The organism is Pseudomonas sp. PGPR40 (genome assembly GCF_022014505.1).
GTDB lineage: Bacteria > Pseudomonadota > Gammaproteobacteria > Pseudomonadales > Pseudomonadaceae > Aquipseudomonas.
The window spans coordinates 1-15,991 of record NZ_JAKLSP010000054.1 but is presented as its reverse complement, the minus strand read 5'-3'; the positions used below and the strand labels follow the sequence as shown (position 1 = coordinate 15,991).

Annotated in this window: 17 protein-coding genes; 11 read left to right on the top strand and 6 right to left on the bottom strand. The window is 60.8% G+C overall.

Annotated elements, in window-relative coordinates:
- The first annotated feature begins 339 nt into the window (after positions 1–339).
- Genes MEB48_RS28510 through MEB48_RS28475 form a run of 8 tightly spaced genes read left to right on the top strand, consistent with a single transcriptional unit; the run spans position 340 to position 6,489 of the window.
- Positions 340–1,551 carry a PepSY-associated TM helix domain-containing protein gene (locus tag MEB48_RS28510; RefSeq protein ID WP_237887045.1) on the top strand — a complete coding sequence of 404 codons (1,212 nt, stop codon included), beginning with the start codon at positions 340–342 and terminating at the stop codon, positions 1,549–1,551.
- Positions 1,548–2,090: a thiamine pyrophosphate-binding protein gene (locus MEB48_RS28505; protein WP_237887044.1), complete on the top strand. Its 543-nt coding sequence runs from the start codon at positions 1,548–1,550 to the stop codon at positions 2,088–2,090. The genes MEB48_RS28510 and MEB48_RS28505 overlap by 4 nt, the downstream gene beginning before the upstream one ends.
- Complete coding sequence (locus MEB48_RS28500) at positions 2,087–2,407, top strand: hypothetical protein (protein WP_095055516.1); 321 nt, start codon at positions 2,087–2,089, stop codon at positions 2,405–2,407. The genes MEB48_RS28505 and MEB48_RS28500 overlap by 4 nt, the downstream gene beginning before the upstream one ends.
- Positions 2,404–2,979: a DUF6162 family protein gene (locus tag MEB48_RS28495; protein WP_237887043.1), complete on the top strand. Its 576-nt coding sequence runs from the start codon at positions 2,404–2,406 to the stop codon at positions 2,977–2,979. Before MEB48_RS28500 ends, MEB48_RS28495 begins: the two co-directional genes overlap by 4 nt.
- Before the next feature lie 35 nt (positions 2,980–3,014).
- Positions 3,015–3,941 carry a metal ABC transporter substrate-binding protein gene (locus MEB48_RS28490; protein WP_237887042.1) on the top strand — a complete coding sequence of 309 codons (927 nt, stop codon included), beginning with the start codon at positions 3,015–3,017 and terminating at the stop codon, positions 3,939–3,941.
- The gene (locus MEB48_RS28485) at positions 3,938–4,675 is read left to right on the top strand and encodes a metal ABC transporter ATP-binding protein (protein ID WP_095055514.1); all 738 of its coding nucleotides are present in this window, start codon (positions 3,938–3,940) and stop codon (positions 4,673–4,675) included. The genes MEB48_RS28490 and MEB48_RS28485 overlap by 4 nt, the downstream gene beginning before the upstream one ends.
- The gene (locus tag MEB48_RS28480; protein ID WP_237887041.1) at positions 4,675–5,574 is read left to right on the top strand and encodes a metal ABC transporter permease; all 900 of its coding nucleotides are present in this window, start codon (positions 4,675–4,677) and stop codon (positions 5,572–5,574) included. Before MEB48_RS28485 ends, MEB48_RS28480 begins: the two co-directional genes overlap by 1 nt.
- Positions 5,575–6,489 (top strand): metal ABC transporter substrate-binding protein, encoded by a 915-nt coding sequence (locus MEB48_RS28475; protein ID WP_237887040.1) that lies wholly within the window; start codon positions 5,575–5,577, stop codon positions 6,487–6,489.
- A 229-nt stretch (positions 6,490–6,718) separates the two neighbouring features.
- Here the strand turns inward: MEB48_RS28475 and MEB48_RS28470 are convergent, their stop codons facing one another.
- From MEB48_RS28470 to MEB48_RS28450, 5 genes are all read right to left on the bottom strand, one after another.
- A complete protein-coding gene (locus tag MEB48_RS28470; RefSeq protein ID WP_007934245.1) occupies positions 6,719–6,946 on the bottom strand; it encodes an MbtH family protein in 228 nt (75 codons plus the stop codon).
- An 81-nt stretch (positions 6,947–7,027) separates the two neighbouring features.
- The gene (locus tag MEB48_RS28465; protein WP_237887039.1) at positions 7,028–8,440 is read right to left on the bottom strand and encodes an aspartate aminotransferase family protein; all 1,413 of its coding nucleotides are present in this window, start codon (positions 8,438–8,440) and stop codon (positions 7,028–7,030) included.
- A gap of 144 nt (positions 8,441–8,584) precedes the next feature.
- Positions 8,585–9,070: a GNAT family N-acetyltransferase gene (locus MEB48_RS28460; RefSeq protein WP_237887038.1), complete on the bottom strand. Its 486-nt coding sequence runs from the start codon at positions 9,068–9,070 to the stop codon at positions 8,585–8,587.
- Between the two features lie 214 nt (positions 9,071–9,284).
- Entirely contained in the window at positions 9,285–10,610 is a 1,326-nt protein-coding gene (locus tag MEB48_RS28455; RefSeq protein WP_237887037.1) for an ATP-binding protein, read from the bottom strand.
- The gene (locus MEB48_RS28450) at positions 10,607–11,287 is read right to left on the bottom strand and encodes a response regulator (protein ID WP_030132275.1); all 681 of its coding nucleotides are present in this window, start codon (positions 11,285–11,287) and stop codon (positions 10,607–10,609) included. Before MEB48_RS28450 ends, MEB48_RS28455 begins: the two co-directional genes overlap by 4 nt.
- A gap of 153 nt (positions 11,288–11,440) precedes the next feature.
- Here MEB48_RS28450 and dsbD point away from each other — a divergent pair, with 153 nt between their 5' ends.
- From dsbD to dsbG, 3 genes are read left to right on the top strand one after another with little or no spacing between them, the layout of a single operon-like run.
- Positions 11,441–13,171: a protein-disulfide reductase DsbD gene (gene dsbD / locus MEB48_RS28445; protein WP_237887036.1), complete on the top strand. Its 1,731-nt coding sequence runs from the start codon at positions 11,441–11,443 to the stop codon at positions 13,169–13,171.
- On the top strand, positions 13,171–14,037 hold the full coding sequence (locus MEB48_RS28440; RefSeq protein WP_237887035.1) for a TlpA disulfide reductase family protein: 867 nt from the start codon (positions 13,171–13,173) through the stop codon (positions 14,035–14,037). The genes dsbD and MEB48_RS28440 overlap by 1 nt, the downstream gene beginning before the upstream one ends.
- Positions 14,013–14,780 (top strand): thiol:disulfide interchange protein DsbG, encoded by a 768-nt coding sequence (gene dsbG / locus MEB48_RS28435; protein ID WP_237887034.1) that lies wholly within the window; start codon positions 14,013–14,015, stop codon positions 14,778–14,780. The genes MEB48_RS28440 and dsbG overlap by 25 nt, the downstream gene beginning before the upstream one ends.
- Positions 14,781–14,894: 114 nt before the next feature.
- Here the strand turns inward: dsbG and MEB48_RS28430 are convergent, their stop codons facing one another.
- Positions 14,895–15,719: an alpha/beta fold hydrolase gene (locus MEB48_RS28430; protein ID WP_237887033.1), complete on the bottom strand. Its 825-nt coding sequence runs from the start codon at positions 15,717–15,719 to the stop codon at positions 14,895–14,897.
- Positions 15,720–15,991 lie beyond the last annotated feature (272 nt).

Here is a 15,991-nt window from a genome sequence, read left to right as displayed (position 1 = left end):
AAAGGTGTGTTTTCCCAGGTCGATGGCGGCAATAGCTACTTTCATGGCAACGGTCTCCGATAGGCCCCCTGCGAAAGCTTAGTGGGCAATCGCAGGGGGACGGGGGTAGCCATTTCATTAGTTGATCGGTGTTAAACACACATTATGTGTACACAGCCGATCCGGTGTTGGGAGCGGGAAACATTTACTTTCATATCCCCTTTCGGGATTTTCGATGCTCATACGTCTTATTTAGATGCAGTCGGTCGCGTAGGCAAAAGCCACGGCCGGACTTTTCATGGACCGCAACGCCTGGAAGCCCACAGCAGCGGTCCTCTCATCGAAACAAGACCTTTAATCATGTCGAAGAAATCCCGCTCAAAACTCTGGTTTCTGGTCCATAGCTGGCTGGCGCTGCCTATCTGGTTCTTTGTACTGATCGTCTGTGTGACCGGTACCCTGGCGGTAGTGAGTCAGGAAATCGTCTGGCTGGCCAATCCGCAAATGCGCGCCAGCGCGCCTTCGGATGACGCGCCGTTGCTCAGCTATGACCAGATCATCGCCGCCATCAAAAAAGCCGAACCCCAGACGCTGGTCGAGGGCATCAGCCGCCCTGACGAGTCGCATTTTGCCTTGGACGTGGAAGTCAGTTACCCGGATGGACGCTCGGTGACGGTCTACGTCAATCCGTACAGTGGCGTCATTCAGGGCACTGCCCCGCAGTTCAACTTCAAGGCCTTTACCCGTGCACTGCATGGCTGGTGGCTGGTGCCGTTCACCAACGGCTACAGCTGGGGTTGGTACCTGGTGTCCTTCCTCGGGCTGCCAATGCTGGCTTCGCTGGTGACCGGGCTGGTGGTCTACAAACGGTTCTGGAAAGGCTTCTTGCGACCGACCCTGCGCTTTCGTCATGGCGCACGAATTTTCTGGGGCGACTTTCACCGACTCAGCGGTATCTGGTCGATCTGGTTCATCGCGGTGATTTCGATCACCAGTGTCTGGTTCCTGATCAAGGCGGCTCTGTACGATAACCAGATTTCGATTTCCACTGCACCGGTCGCGCCCGTCGTCGCGCGCGAGAGCGTGCCGCTCACCGTCGATGGCGCACCGGCGCCGATGATTAGTCTGGAGCGTGCGATCCACGAGGCCAAGGAACGCATTCCCGGCCTGGAAGACAGCTCTGTCAGCCTGCCCGCCAATGCCTATAGCCACCTTTCGGTGAGCGGACGCAGTTGGTACCCGTTGATATTCCAGAGCGCCGAGGTCAACCCTTACACCGGTGATATCGCCGCCACGCGCCTGCTGTCAGACCGTTCGGGTCTGGAGCTGGTGACCGAATCCATGCGACCGCTGCACACCGGCGATTTCGGCGGTATCTGGATCAAAATGATCTGGTTCTTCTTCGGCCTGATCCTGAGCATGATGGTTCTCAGCGGCCTGTTGATCTGGACCAAACGCACCGCCCTGGCCACGGCCAATGCCCTCAAGCGCAGCAACAAGCGTCCACGGACGGCGGTGGTCAGTCCGCCCGTCCCGGCCATGAGCCGCGAAGCCACGGAAGTCAGCCGATGAACCAGGTCAAAGCAGAAAAACCGCGCTCGCCGCTAAGCCGTTTCTGGCACACATGGCGCTTCCACATCAATGTGCTGCTGTTGCTGGTGCCACTGGGGTTCATGCCCAAGTACTTCGCCGACGCGTCGCTGTTTCGCGGTGACACCGGCCTGGGTCAGCGGGAGATCGGTGAAGTTCAGGTCGGCCCCTGGAGCCTGCGTCTGGCTGAATTTCGCAACGAAGCCCCCGTATCCGACGGCCCGGCCGGCCCCATCAAGTACTTCAACGCGGCGCTCTGCGACAGCTGTCGCGATCAGGTCAAGGCGACTTACCTGCGCATTGGCAAACCACGCAGCTTGCGCGCCGCCGGGGTGATTTTCTTCGGCACACCGTACCGCATGGGCGCCGGTGTGCCGGTGCCTGAAAAGACCAAAACCGACGCCGAGCTGTGGATCACCATGGAAGGCTGGGACGGCGCCATGCATCAAGCGTCCATCCCCCTGAGCCAGGCATCCCCGGCCACCCTCGCATGGCTGAACAAACAAGGAGGCAAACCATGATCAACGCTTTTCGCCCCGTTCTATTGATGTTCTGCGCTGCCTTCAGCAGCAGCGCCCTGGCCCATAACCCGATGTGCGAATGCAAGGCCATCGACGACGAACAGATCCGTTGCACCGGTGGTTTCTCTGACGGCAGCGGCGCGCCGGGAGTGACCCTGGACGTGATCGGCTACGACGAAACCATTCTGGTGCCGGGCAAGCTCGGCGCCGATTCGACCCTGACGTTCAAGAAGCCCGGCGCTGAGTTCTATGTGCTGTTCGACGCCGGTCCCGGCCATGTCGTAGAAATCGACCAAGCGGACATCGAAGCCCCATGACTACGCCAACCACGCACGTTGTCCGCCCGGCCGGTGCCGGCCATGAAACCCTCTACGTGTTGCTGTTATGCCTGATGATCCTGGCGGTTGCCGGCTCGGTGGTCGCCTGGCGCGGCGAGTCCCACGAGATAAGCAGCGTGGGCAGCCATCAACTGGATGCCCGTCGCGATCTGAGCGCATCCGAGCAAGGTATTTACGCCGACCTGCGGGTCACGCTGGATGAAATCCATCTGTTGCGCCAGGAACAGCAAGCGCTGCCCACACCCGCCATCCTCGCCGATGAAGGCTTTGCGCCGTTTGCCCAGGACGCCAGTTCCGTCAGCCGCGGCGGCCATGCCTGGCAGTTGCTGGACACCAAGGCGTACTTCGGCCTGAGCCAGACCCCAACCGTGGCCGGTTCGTTTTTGATGCGCCTGACCGCTGAAGACGACACCGCGCCGGACATCTGGCTCAACCGTGGCAACGCCCTCCCCGCTCCGAACGATCTCACCGACGCTGCGCTCAACGGCGCCGGCTGGCAGCAGATCGTTGCGCAATTCGATGCCGGGGTTACCCGCCAGCATCGGCATTGAACCCTTGCCTTCACCCGAGAGAAGACCGCTTTCCCATGCCTAGTTCATCTCAACATCCCTTTTTGCGCCTGCTGTTGCTCGGCTTGTTTGCCTGTTTGCTGACACCATTGGCCAGTGCCGATGAAGCCAAGCGTCTGCGCATTGGCATCACCCTGCACCCTTATTACAGTTACGTGGCCAACATCGTTGGTGACAAGGCCGAAGTGGTGCCGCTGATCCCGGCCGGTTTCAATCCTCATGCCTACGAGCCACGAGCCGAAGACATCAAACGCATCGGTGGGCTGGACGTGATCGTGCTCAACGGTGTGGGTCATGACGACTTCGCCGACCGCATGATCGCCGCCAGCGAAACCCCGAACATCAAGGTGATCGAAGCCAACGAAAACGTGCCGCTGCTGGCCGCCACCGGCGTCGCCGCCCGGGGTGCCGGCAAGGTCGTCAATCCGCATACGTTTCTGTCGATCAGCGCCTCCATTGCCCAGGTCAACAACATTGCCCGGGAACTGGGCAAGCTCGACCCGACCAACGCCAAAACCTACACCCAGAACGCCCGCGCCTATGGCAAACGTCTGCGGCAGATGCGCGCCGACGCGCTGGCAAAACTGACCCAGGCACCGAACGCCGAGCTGCGCGTGGCCACGGTGCATGCCGCCTACGACTACTTATTGCGCGAGTTCGGCCTTGAAGTGACCGCCGTGGTCGAGCCGGCCCATGGCATCGAACCGAGCCCCAGCCAGCTGAAAAAAACCATCGATCAACTGCGGGAACTGGACGTAAAGGTGATCTTCTCGGAGATGGATTTCCCGTCCACTTACGTCGAGACCATCCAGCGTGAGTCCGGGGTGAAGCTGTACCCGCTGTCGCACATTTCCTATGGTGAATACACCGCCGACAAGTACGAAAAAGAAATGACCGGCAACCTCAACACCGTGGTCCGGGCGATTCAGGAGTCAGGCGCATGACGGCTCAAGAAACCCTGATCGCTTACGGCCCGACGCTGGACTTTGCCGAGGTCAGCCTGACGCTGGGTCGCACGACGATCCTCGACAAGGTGACCTTTCAGGTTCAGCCCGGCAGCGTGCATGCACTGGTCGGCCCTAACGGTGGCGGCAAGAGTTCGCTGATCAAGACCCTGCTCGGGCAGATGCCGCATCAAGGGCGCCTGAGCCTGCAATGGCCCGGCGAACCGGGGACCATCGGCTACGTGCCCCAGGCGCTGGAGTTTGATCGCGGCTTGCCGATGACCGTCGACGATTTCATGGCCGCCATGTGTCAGCGACGCCCGGCATTCCTCGGGTTGAGCAAGCATTACGCAGCGGCGATCGGCGAAGCCCTGGAACGGGTCGGCATGCAGGACAAGCGCAAGCGTCGCATGGGCGCGCTGTCTGGCGGTGAGCGCCAGCGCGTCTTGTTGGCCCAAGGGCTGATTCCGGCGCCGCAGTTGCTGGTGCTCGATGAACCGATGTCGGCCCTCGATGAAGCGGGTATTCAAGTGTTCGAACGGCTGCTCGGCGACTGGCGCCAGAGCGGTATCACCGTGCTATGGATCGAGCATGATCTGGAAGCGGTCGGGCGTCTGGCGGATCGCGTCACCGGCCTCAATCGCCGGGTGCTGTTCGATGCCACACCGAAACAGGCGCTGACCCCGGAGCGATTGCTGACCTTGTTCTCGACCCATCCCCGGAGCGCTGCCTGATGAGTTACGAAGCCTTTCGTTTGATGGTCCAGGGTTGGGCCTCGTCGGGTTACCTGCCGGAAGCACTGGCCTATGGATTTGTGGTCAATGCCCTGCTCGCCGGGCTGTTGATCGGCCCGGTGTTGGGCGGGTTGGGTACGCTGGTGGTGGTCAAGCGCTTCGCGTTTTTCTCCGAAGCCGTGGGCCACGCGGCGCTGACCGGCGTGGCCATCGGCATTCTGCTCGGTGAACCCTACACCGGCCCCTACGGCAGCCTGTTCGGTTACTGCCTGCTGTTCGGCATCCTTCTCAACTATTTACGCAACCGTACGGGGCTGGCGCCGGATACTTTGATCGGCGTGTTCCTTTCCGTGTCGTTGGCCTTGGGCGCCAGCCTGTTGTTGATTCTGGCGGGCAAGATCAACGTTCACATTCTGGAAAACGTGCTGTTCGGTTCGGTGCTGACGGTCAACGGCAACGATCTGCTGGTATTGGCCATCGTCGGCTCGCTGGTGATGGCGCTGGCTCTGCCGCTGTACAACCGCATCATGCTCGCCAGTTTCAACCCGCAACTGGCAGCAGTGCGCGGTGTGGCGGTGAAGACCCTGGATTACCTGTTCGTGATTCTGGTGACCCTGATCACGGTGGCGGCGGTGAAAGTCATCGGCGCGATTCTGGTCGGCGCCCTGTTGGTGATTCCAGCGGCAGCCGCGCGTTTGCTCAGCCAGTCACTGAAGGGGTTCTTCTGGTGTTCGGTGCTGATCGCCACGGCGAGCACACTGTGTGGAATTCTCGCGCCGATTATCTTTGACCTGCCTATCCCGTCCGGTGCCGCGATCATTTTGGTGGCCGGTATCGCCTTCGCCCTGGCCGCCATCGCTCGCGGCATCGTCCCAAGTCTGAAAGGGAACCTCGGATAAATGTCTTTTTCTCTGCGTCAATTGACCCTGGCATTGACCTTCACATTGCCCCTCTGCGGCTTGGTCAACACCCCACTGCTCGCCGCTGACAGCGCCAAACCGTTACGAGTGCTGGCCTCCTTGCCGATCACTTATGGTTTGGGCGAAGCCCTGCTCAAAGGCACCGATGTCAGCCTGGAGCGCGCCGCGCCGGCCAATCTGCCCGGCAGCCGGCAGACCGCTTATTTCACCGGCCGCGGCGCTGCGGAACTCAATAAGCTGGCGAGCAATGCCGATGCGGTCATCGACCTGCGCTCGCTATGGCCGGATGACCCGCTGTACCCGAATGCCCGGCGCAGCAATATTCGTATCGTTGAAGTCGATGCTGCCCGCCCGGTGGACGGTGCCCTTCCTGGCATTGCCGTGCAACCGGGCAAGGTTGATGGTTTGAACAGTCAGCCTTGGCTGGCCAGCAACAACATGGGCCGCATGGCGGATGTCATGGCGGCAGATCTGGTGCGCCTGGCGCCAGCGGCCAAACCGAAGATCGATGCCAACCTGGCAGCGCTCAAACAGCGCCTGCTCAAGCTCAGCGCCGACAGCGAGTCACGATTGGCCAATGCCGACAACTTGAGCGTGATGAGCCTGAGCGATCATTTCGGCTACCTGATCGGTGGGCTCAACCTGGAGCTGATCGGCCTTGATGCACGAGCGGATGCCGAATGGACACCGGAGGCACTCAAGCAATTGGGCGCAACGCTTAAAGATAACGAGGTGGCGGTGGTGTTGCATCATCGCCAGCCGTCGGACGCGGTGAAAGCGGCGATTGCCGGGGCTGGTAGTCGGTTGGTGGTGTTGAGTGTCGATGGGGCGGATCCGGTGGCCGAGCTGGAGGGGAATGTGGATTTGGTGATCAAGGGGTTGAGCGGGGTGTAACGTCAGTTAAACCGCATTATCGTTCTTCGCGGGCAAGCCTCGCTCCTACAGGGTTTGGGGTGTTCACACATATTGTGATCGACACAAAACCTGTAGGAGCGAGGCTTGCCCGCGAAGGCAATCTCAAGTCATGAAAAAGCCCGCTGACCGTCACCGGTTCAGCGGGCTTTTCGTTCCCACGCGCCGCAAAGGAATGCAGCCAGAGACGCTCCGCGTCTCACTTGACAGCTCAGTGAGCCACGGCCGCCTGTTCTTCCATTTTCTGGCGCAGGCTCAGTGGACGCATGTCGGTCCAGACCTCTTCGATGTAGGCCAGGCACTCCTTTTTCAGGCCGCTCTTGCCCACGGTGCGCCAGCCTTGTGGCACGGCTTTGTAGTCGGGCCAGATCGAGTATTGCTCTTCGTGGTTGACCACGACCTGAAAGAGGATGTCTTCGCGGTCGAATACTGACGTCATGCTGTGTCTCCATCGCTGTAGGGTGGGCTGCACGGCGTGTGCAGCCGTTATATAGAAGGAACGTTCGAGGCACCGAAAAATTTAGAGGCTGGCGGTGGCTGCGGCCATGGCTCTGCCGAATATGTCGGCCACACGATCGATTTCTGCGGCAGTGATCACCAGCGGCGGCAGGAAACGCACGACACCGCCGTGACGCCCGCCCAGCTCGAGGATCAACCCGCGCTTGAGGCATTCGCGCTGCACTAGCGGCGCCAGCCGAGCGAATATCGGTGGGTGGCCTTGAGCGTCCGGCGTGCCACTCGGATCGACCAATTCGACGCCCAGCATCAAGCCGCGCCCGCGAATGTCGCCCAGTTGCGGGAAGCTCCGTTGCAGGATATGCAGGTGTTCGCTCAAGCGTTCACCCATGGCCGCAGCGTGGTCGCAAACCTTGTGCTCTGTCAGGTATCGCATCACCGCAGAGCCTGCGGCCATGGCCATCTGATTACCGCGGAAGGTCCCGGCATGGGCGCCCGGCAGCCAGGTGTCGAGCCAGTCGCGATAGACCACCACCGCCAGCGGCAGGCTGCCGCCGATGGCTTTGGACAGCACCACCACGTCCGGAATGATCCCGGCGTGCTCGAAGGCGAACATCTTGCCGGTACGGGCAAAACCGCTCTGGATTTCATCGACGATCAACGCTACGCCGGCCTTCTCGGTGATGCGTCGCAAACCGCGCAACCAGTCGAGATCGGCCGGAATCACCCCGCCCTCGCCCTGCACCGCTTCGACGATCACGGCAGCGGGCAATTGCACGCCGGCCTCTGGATCATTCAGCAGGTTTTCCAGGTAATTCAGGTTGACCTGCACCCCCTGCGCACCGCCGAGCCCGAACGGGCAACGGTAATCGTAGGGATAGGGCATGAATTGCACACCACTGCTGAGCAAGGCACCCAACGGCTTTTTCGGCCCCAGACTGCCCATCAGGCTCAGCGCGCCCTGGCTCATGCCGTGATAACCGCCCTGGAACGACAACACCGTGCCGCGCCCGGTGGCAGTGCGCACCAGTTTCAGCGCGGCTTCCACCGCATCGGTACCGGTGGGGCCACAGAACTGAATCTTCGCTTCAGCGGCCAATGCCGGCGGCAACAAACCGAACAGATCCTGAACAAACTGATCCTTGACCGGCGTGGTCAGGTCGAGGGTATGCAGCGGCAATTCATCGGTCAGCACTTGCTGGATCGCCTCGATCACCACCGGATGGTTGTGCCCCAGGGCCAGAGTCCCCGCACCGGCCAGGCAATCGATGAAACGGCGGCCTTCGACATCCTCGACATAAATGCCCTTGGCACGCTTGAGTGCCAGGGGAATGCGTCGCGGGTAGCTACGGGCATTCGATTCCTGCTGGCTCTGACGAACCAGCAGCGGCGATTCGTTGAACTGATAAAGCGTTTCGGCAGGCGTCGGGACGATCCGGGCCGGCTGATCTTCGACAAGGCTGGTAGCGACTGACATCTTCGACCCCTCAATACGCTGTTGATAGTGACCAAAACTGCACACCGTGCAGGTGCGCGTTCCGGTCACGGGGCGCGCACTTGCTGGTTTTCCTGTTCTGGAAACGCATCAGGATCTCGAGGATTTAGACCCCCGATCAGCTTTCTATGAAGGTGGCGACAGCGCCTTGTGCATGGGAATGGCGCGGAGTCCCGCCACGGTGAAGGTTTCGGCGCAAGCCCGGTAACCCAGGCGGTGGTAAAACGCCTCGCCGGTTCGAGTGCTGTTGAGTCGCGCCTGAGGCAAACCCTGCGCGATCAACCATGTCTCGAGATCCTGCACCAGCGCTTGTCCGGCGCCTCGCCGAAACCACTCCGGTTGCACGTAACAAAACGCGACCTTACCGCTGATCGCTGCCATGGCGACACCGATCGGTTTGTCCTGCAACAGGGCGATGTTCAGGTACAACCGCGGGTCGCTCAGCCAGGGCTGTACGTGTTCGATGGTTTTATTGTGGGTCCAGGTGGCGACGGTTCGCGGATCGTTGCGGTGGTCGAGCGCGCAGCCGACGCGAATGGAGCGCTCGACGATCCGGCTGATGATCCCGGCGTCGGCGGGCGTTGCCTTGCAGATATGTATCGATGCATCCATGGCGCTGTTACCTCAATCCATTGAGTCAAAGCTGCCAGGGACGATAACGCTGTGGGGGCCGGGTGGCTAATGGAGAGACGTTACATTTGGTGTGTAACACAGAACAAATGTGGGAGCGGCTTGCTCGCGAAGGCGGACTATCAGTCACATCATTTCTGGATGTGCCACCGCTTTCGCGAGCAAGCCCGCTCCCACACTGGATTTGTGTCGTGGGTTAGACCGGCTGCAACGGCATCGTCAACTCAACCCGCAAGCCATCCGGTCGGCTGTCGAAATGCAGCGTGCAGCCGCAGCGCTGGACGATGGCCTGGACAATCGCCAGGCCGAGGCCGCAACCGGTGCTCTGGCCGTTGCGCCAGAAGCGTTGGGTCAGGTGTTGCAGGTCATCTTCGGCAATCCCCGGGCCGTGGTCGCGGACCAAAAAGCGCACGCGATTACCAGTGGTTTCCAGGCTCAGCTCCACGGCCCCATCGCCTGGGGTATGGCGCAAGGCGTTGTCGAGCAAGTTGCGCAACGCGGCAATCGACAGCACCGCAGGCATTTTCAGCGGCGCATCGGAGAATGTGCTCGGCAACTGAAATTTGATCCGCTGACGATCACCGCTGGCCGCATCCTGAATCGCCAGTTTCGCCACCTGCTCGGCGCTGCACTGCACGCCATCATCGAACGACAGGCTGCCCTCGACGCGCGCCAGCAGCAGTAATTGTTCAAGCGTGCGGTGCAGTCGGTCAGCGCCCTCTTCGGCCCGGGCCAGGGACTGATCCCGGGCGCTGCCTTCGGTCATGCGCGCCACTTGCAGGTGGGTTTTGATCGCGGTCAGCGGGCTGCGCAACTCATGCGCGGCATCACCGGTCAGGCGCCGTTCGCGCTCGATGGTCTTGCCGATGCGCTGAAACAACTGATTCTGGGTTTCCAGCAGCGGCTGCAGCTCGCTGGGCAACGGCTGGATTTGCAATGGTTCCAGAGAATCGGCACTGCGCCGCATCAACGCGTCGCGCATACGATTGAGCGGTGCCAATCCCTGACCGATGCCGAGCCACAACAGACACAGGCAGCCAAGCAGCGCCACGCCGACCGGTACCGAAGCCGCCAGCAGAATGGACATGTTCAGCGCTTCGCGCTCGATCTGCCGATCCGCTGTGGTAATCCGCACATCACCCCGCGCGAGGGTGAAGCTGCGCCACGGTGCGCCGTCGATCATTTGATCGTGAAAGCCCATTTTTTCGGCTTCCAGGGTTTGTTCGGGACTACTGTGGCTGCGGGCCAGGATTTCGCCGCGCAACGAGCTGACCTGACAGGCCATGCCACCAGGGATGCTCAGCTGTTCAGCGCTGAAATGGGTGCCTTCGCCCTTGCTCGGCAACGTTGGCAGTTGCTCCAGCAGCCCGGCCACCATCCGCGCCGACGCCACCAGCCGCTGGTCGAGGGAAAACATCATCTGGTTGCGCAGATCACTGAGCATCCAGGCGGCGGCCAAGGCCCAGATCAGCGCGAACGCGGCGCCGAGGGTCAGGCTCAGGCGCAAACGCAGGCTCATCACTTCGATTGCTCTCCACCATCGGCCGGCCCCAAGCGATAGCCCAGGCCACGCACAGTCTCGACAATGCCATTGCCGAGTTTGCGCCGCAGGTGATGGATGTGGACGTTAAGGGCGTTGCTTTCCAATTCATCGTTGAAACCGTAGACGCTGTCCTTGAGTTGCTCGGTAGACAGGACCCGGCCACGGTTGTGCAGCAAGGCTTGCAACAGCGATTGCTCACGGCGTGACAAATCCACCGATTGGCCGCCGAGCAGGGTTTCGCGGCTGCTCGGGTCGTAGGTCAAACGACCGTGCTCAATCAGGTTGACGCTGCGCCCCGCCACTCGTCGCAACAAGGTGTGCAGGCGCGCGGCAAGTTCGCGCAGGTCGAACGGTTTGAGCAAGTAGTCGTCGGCACCGGCTTGCAGACCATCGACCCGGTCGGTGACCGAATCCCGAGCGGTGAGGATCAGCACCGGGATTTCCAGGCCATGATGACGCAACTGCTGCAACAGCTTCAGGCCGTCTTCATCGGGCAGGCCGAGATCGAGCACCATGACGTCGAATTCGGCGACCTTGAGCATCGCCCGAGCCTTTGATGCGGTGGCGACGTGCTCGACGGTCAGGCCTTGAGCGGTCAACCCGGCAACGATGCCGCTGGCGATCAACTCATCGTCTTCACAAACCAGTACGTGCATGGTGAGCCCCGTAGAAAAAAGGTGATTAGGCCGGTAGCCGATTAAGCGGACATTATGCCGCAAGTGCCATTGTCACAAGGCAAGTGTGGTTAATCATCGGTTAATCGCCGCCCTCCACTGTGCACCTCACTTGCACAGGGATAAGGCTTACCCATGCGTCGATTGTTTTTATTCTTTGTTCTGTTGATCTCGGGTGTGGCCCAGGCTGGAACGAATCCGTTCGAAACCAAACCCGATTTTCTCCCGGTGGAAAAAGCGTTCATCTTCACCTCCGAACGCCTTGCATCCGGGGAAACCCAGCTCTATTGGCAAATTGCCGACAAGTATTACCTGTATCAGAAACGCCTGAAATTCGAGGGTCTGGCCCCGGAGCAAGTGCCGGTTCTGCCCGAGGGCGAGTCCCACAGCGACGAGTTCTTCGGTGAACAGCAGGTCTATCGTCAGGGCCTGGAGTTAAAGATTCCGGCCGGCGCCACTGGTCAGATCAAAGTAGGCTTCCAGGGCTGCGCCGATGCCGGTTTGTGTTATCCGCCGCAGACTCAAGTGGTCAACCTTGGCGCCAGTAACGTCCTTGCCGCGTTTAATGAAGAAGCGCCCGACCAGGCTCTGGCCAGCGACCTGCAGCAACGGGCATTGGGCTGGAGCTTGCTGGTGTTCTTTGGCCTGGGGCTACTGCTGGCGTTCACGCCTTGCTCGTTGCCGATGCTGCCGATTCTGGCGGGTTTGATCGTTGGCAGCGGGGCCACGCCGAAACGCGGTTTTGCCCTGGCGACCAGTTACGTCATAAGCATGGCACTGGTGTATGCGGCGATGGGCGTTCTGGCTGCACTGCTGGGTGCAAACCTTCAGGCACTGTTGCAGAACCCCTGGTTGCTGGGCAGCTTTGCGGCGGTGTTCGTGCTGCTGGCCTTGCCGATGTTCGGTTTCTTCGAGCTGCAATTGCCGGTGGCCGTGCGGGATCGGCTGGAACATGTTTCGCGCAATCAGCGCGGTGGCAGCCTGATCGGTGCCGGTGTACTCGGGGCTGTGTCCGGTCTGTTGGTAGGGCCGTGCATGACTGCGCCGCTGGCCGGTGCCTTGCTCTATATCGCTCAAAGTGGCAATGGGCTGCACGGCGGGCTGATTCTGTTCGCCATGGGCATTGGCATCGGTGTGCCGCTGTTGTTGCTGGTGACGGTCGGCAATCGTTTCCTGCCCAAACCCGGCGCGTGGATGAACCTGCTCAAGGGAGTGTTCGGCTTTCTGTTCCTCGCCACGGCGTTGCTGATGTTGCGGCCGGTGCTGGAGTCGTCGTTGTGGCTCGGTCTGTGCGGCGCCCTGCTGTTAATTGCCGCCTATAGCGCCTGGAAACAGTCGGAAGGTTTTGGCCGCGTTGCACAGTTGTTCGGCGCCAGTTCGCTGTTGTTGGGGTTGTGGGGCAGCCTGCTGGTGGTCGGTGCGGCGGGCGGCAGTGACGATCCGTATCAGCCGCTGCAGGTGTATAGCGCCAGCGGCAACGCGGCACCGAATGCTCACGACGCATTTACGACGATCAAGGAGCCCGCCATCCTGCAACGCGAACTCGACGCGGCCAAGGCTCAGGGTCAATGGGTACTGCTGGATTACTACGCCGACTGGTGTGTGTCGTGCAAAGTCATGGAAAAACAGGTCTTCGCCAAACCGCAGGTACTGGAGGCGCTCAGTGATGTGCGCTTGCTACGGCTGGACGTCACCGCCGACAATGCCGCCAGCCGCGAACTGCTCGGCCGTTATAAAGTGCCGGGGCCGCCAAGCCTGTTGTGGATCGGTACCGATGGCATCGAGCGCCGTAGCCAGCGCATCACCGGTGAGGTCGATGCCGGCACCTTCCTGCAACGCTGGACCACCACCCGAGACGCTCGTTAATGCTGACTTTTACCCTCGGCACCTTTGCCATCGCGCTTAATCACCTGCTGCTGATCAGTGCCCTGGCGCTGGCGACTTTTGTCGGCTGGCGGGTGGCCAAGCGTGGCGGCGAAAACCCGGAGTCGGTGCTGTTCAGTCTGTTCCTGCTGGGCATGCTGGCGGCCCGGGTCGGTTTCGTGATTGCCTACTGGGCGCAGTATCACAACGATCCGTGGCAGATCATCGACCTGCGCGACGGTGGTTTCCTCGCCTGGCCCGGGGTGGTCGTGCTGTTGCTCGCCGCGCTGTATCGAGGCTGGCGTCGCCCGGGCTTGCGCCGTCCGTTGGGTTTTGGCGTGATCAGTGGTCTGGCGTTCTGGCTGCTGGCAACCTTCTCCCTGAATATTTACGAACAAGGCACGCGCCTGCCGGAAATCACGCTGCGCAATGCCGCTGGCCAGACCGTGCAGCTGGCGGACTATAAAGGTGGGCCACTGGTCATCAACCTTTGGGCCACCTGGTGCCCGCCCTGCCGCCGGGAAATGCCGGTGCTGGAAAACGCCCAGCAACAGCGTCCGGACCTGACCTTCCTGTTCGTCAACCAGACCGAAAGCATGCAGAGCGTCGCCACCTTCCTCGAAACCCAGGGCCTGAGCCTGACTAACGTGCTGTTCGATGGCAGCGGTCGATTGAGTCAGGCCGTGGGTTCCATGGCATTGCCGACTACGCTGTTCTATAGCCCCGACGGGTACCTGCTGGGCAGTCATCTGGGCGAACTCTCTGAAGCCAGCCTGGCCCGCGCCCTGGAAAACTTCGACACCCCGAACCCGGCCACCTCGGCCACGCCTTCAAGGAAATTGCCATGCTCCGCCTCCGCCACCTGCTGACGTTAACCTTGGGTGCCGCCCTGCTGCACTTGCCGTCGGTTCAGGCCGAAGAATTGCCTGAAGCGATCAAGAAGATCGAAGCCAAAGGCGCGAAAATCGTCGGCACCTTCGACGCGCCCGACGGCCTGCGCGGTTATGCGGCGCAGTACCAGAACCGTGGCATGGCGCTGTACCTGACCCCGGACGGCAAACATGTACTGTTGGGCAATTTGTACGACGCCGAAGGCAATGACCTGAGCAGCGCGCCGTTGCAAAAACTGGTCTACGCGCCAATGGCCAAGGAAATCTGGGCCAAGATGGAAGCGAGCAACTGGATCGGTGACGGCAACAAGGATGCACCGCGAATCGTCTATCTGTTCAGTGACCCGAATTGCCCGTACTGCAACATGTTCTGGGAACAGGCGCGGCCGTGGGTCAAGGCCGGTAAAGTGCAGTTACGGCACATCATGGTCGGCATCATTCGCGAAGACAGCCCGGGCAAATCCGCCGCGCTGCTGGCCGCCAAGGACCCGCAAAAGGCGTTGGCAGACCACGAGAAGTCCGGCAAGGACAGTTCGCTCAAGGCGCTGAAAGAGGTGCCGCCGGCGATTCAGGCGAAACTCGCGGCGAACATGCAGTTGATGGAAGAGCTGGAACTGGCTGCTACCCCGGCGATTTTTTATATGGACGACAAGGGTCAGCTGCAACAGCAGCAAGGCGCGCCGACGCCGGATAAATTGGTGAAGATTCTCGGGCCTAAGTGAGTCTGCCTTCAGGGTTGAGGTGATTTCACTGGCGCCTTCGCGAGCAAGCCCGCTCCCACATTTGTCCTGCGCACACAGGTCCAGTGTGGGAGCGGGCTTGCTCGCGAAGAACGATTACACGGACTTGCAGGTTCTCTCACCCAAAAACCTCAGCAGCGCACCGGTCACGAATGCCGGATTCTCCAGATTGGAGATATGCCCCGCCTCCGGCACCAGCACATACGGGCAACCAATCAACTCGGCCATTTCCCGGGTTTCCGACGGCGGTCGCGGTTTGTCCTGATCGCCGCACATCAACAGCGTGGTTTCAGGGTTCAGCTCACCCAGACGCGGCAGCAAATCATCACGACCAAAGGTAATCCGCCCCATCGGCACGATGCTTTCACGCAGGCGGTCAGCCGGCAGCGCCGCCAATTTGGCGCGGAAATCCTGATACAGCGCCGACTGTGGATCGATGCCCGGACGGAAGAAAATCGGCACCACAATATCGAGCAGTTGCGGTGAGATCACACCGCTGTCTTCGATCTGCTTGAACAGCGAGAAATAGTATTGGCGGGTCGGTTCCGGTTCGACGCCGACGTAGGTGTCCATCAGCACCAGACCGTTGATCCGCTGCGGTGCTGACAGCGCCAGTCGAACGCCCCACATGCCACCCACCGAAAGACCGACCAGCGTGACACGATCGATGTCCAGATGATCGAGCAAGGCCAGTGCCTGGCGCGCGATGTCATCCAGTGATGTTGTGCATTCAGGCATCCGCCCGGATTCGCCATGGCCCCACAAATCCAGGGCGACAACCCGATAATGCTGCGCCAGCGCCGTAATCTGTGGCGCCCACATGGCCTGGTCCCACAGGTAGCTGCCGGCCAGCAGAACCGCCGGGCCTTTGCCTTTATCTATGTAGTGAAGCGCTTGTCCATCAACCGTTACGAAGGGCATCGACTGTCTCCCTGGTGAAGTTGGATCCATTAAAAAAGCATGGGAAGACTGGGCCGCATGGGACCGGCAGTCAACCCGGAGCTTTGTGGTGTCTGTGATGATGCCTTCGCGGGCAAGCCTCGCTCCTACAGGATTTGCGCGGATCCCCGTAGGAGCGAGGCTGTTGTGGCTCAATGTTTTTGGACCATGATGTAGGAGTGTCGATCTAAGGAAGCATCATGGGATATCGGGTTGTTAACGCCGAGGAAAAAGCGGAAGCCATTCGCTTGGTT

What these genes read in the sequence shown, in the direction of transcription:
- MEB48_RS28510 (WP_237887045.1), top strand. Translation starts at nt 340, where the DNA reads ATGTCGAAGAAATCCCGCTCAAAACTCTGGTTTCTGGTCCATAGCTGG.
- MEB48_RS28505 (WP_237887044.1), top strand. Translation starts at nt 1,548, where the DNA reads ATGAACCAGGTCAAAGCAGAAAAACCGCGCTCGCCGCTAAGCCGTTTC.
- MEB48_RS28500 (WP_095055516.1), top strand. Translation starts at nt 2,087, where the DNA reads ATGATCAACGCTTTTCGCCCCGTTCTATTGATGTTCTGCGCTGCCTTC.
- MEB48_RS28495 (WP_237887043.1), top strand. Translation starts at nt 2,404, where the DNA reads ATGACTACGCCAACCACGCACGTTGTCCGCCCGGCCGGTGCCGGCCAT.
- MEB48_RS28490 (WP_237887042.1), top strand. Translation starts at nt 3,015, where the DNA reads ATGCCTAGTTCATCTCAACATCCCTTTTTGCGCCTGCTGTTGCTCGGC.
- MEB48_RS28485 (WP_095055514.1), top strand. Translation starts at nt 3,938, where the DNA reads ATGACGGCTCAAGAAACCCTGATCGCTTACGGCCCGACGCTGGACTTT.
- MEB48_RS28480 (WP_237887041.1), top strand. Translation starts at nt 4,675, where the DNA reads ATGAGTTACGAAGCCTTTCGTTTGATGGTCCAGGGTTGGGCCTCGTCG.
- MEB48_RS28475 (WP_237887040.1), top strand. Translation starts at nt 5,575, where the DNA reads ATGTCTTTTTCTCTGCGTCAATTGACCCTGGCATTGACCTTCACATTG.
- MEB48_RS28470 (WP_007934245.1), bottom strand. Translation starts at nt 6,946, where the DNA reads ATGACGTCAGTATTCGACCGCGAAGACATCCTCTTTCAGGTCGTGGTC.
- MEB48_RS28465 (WP_237887039.1), bottom strand. Translation starts at nt 8,440, where the DNA reads ATGTCAGTCGCTACCAGCCTTGTCGAAGATCAGCCGGCCCGGATCGTC.
- MEB48_RS28460 (WP_237887038.1), bottom strand. Translation starts at nt 9,070, where the DNA reads ATGGATGCATCGATACATATCTGCAAGGCAACGCCCGCCGACGCCGGG.
- MEB48_RS28450 (WP_030132275.1), bottom strand. Translation starts at nt 11,287, where the DNA reads ATGCACGTACTGGTTTGTGAAGACGATGAGTTGATCGCCAGCGGCATC.
- dsbD (WP_237887036.1), top strand. Translation starts at nt 11,441, where the DNA reads ATGCGTCGATTGTTTTTATTCTTTGTTCTGTTGATCTCGGGTGTGGCC.
- MEB48_RS28440 (WP_237887035.1), top strand. Translation starts at nt 13,171, where the DNA reads ATGCTGACTTTTACCCTCGGCACCTTTGCCATCGCGCTTAATCACCTG.
- dsbG (WP_237887034.1), top strand. Translation starts at nt 14,013, where the DNA reads ATGCTCCGCCTCCGCCACCTGCTGACGTTAACCTTGGGTGCCGCCCTG.
- MEB48_RS28430 (WP_237887033.1), bottom strand. Translation starts at nt 15,719, where the DNA reads ATGCCCTTCGTAACGGTTGATGGACAAGCGCTTCACTACATAGATAAA.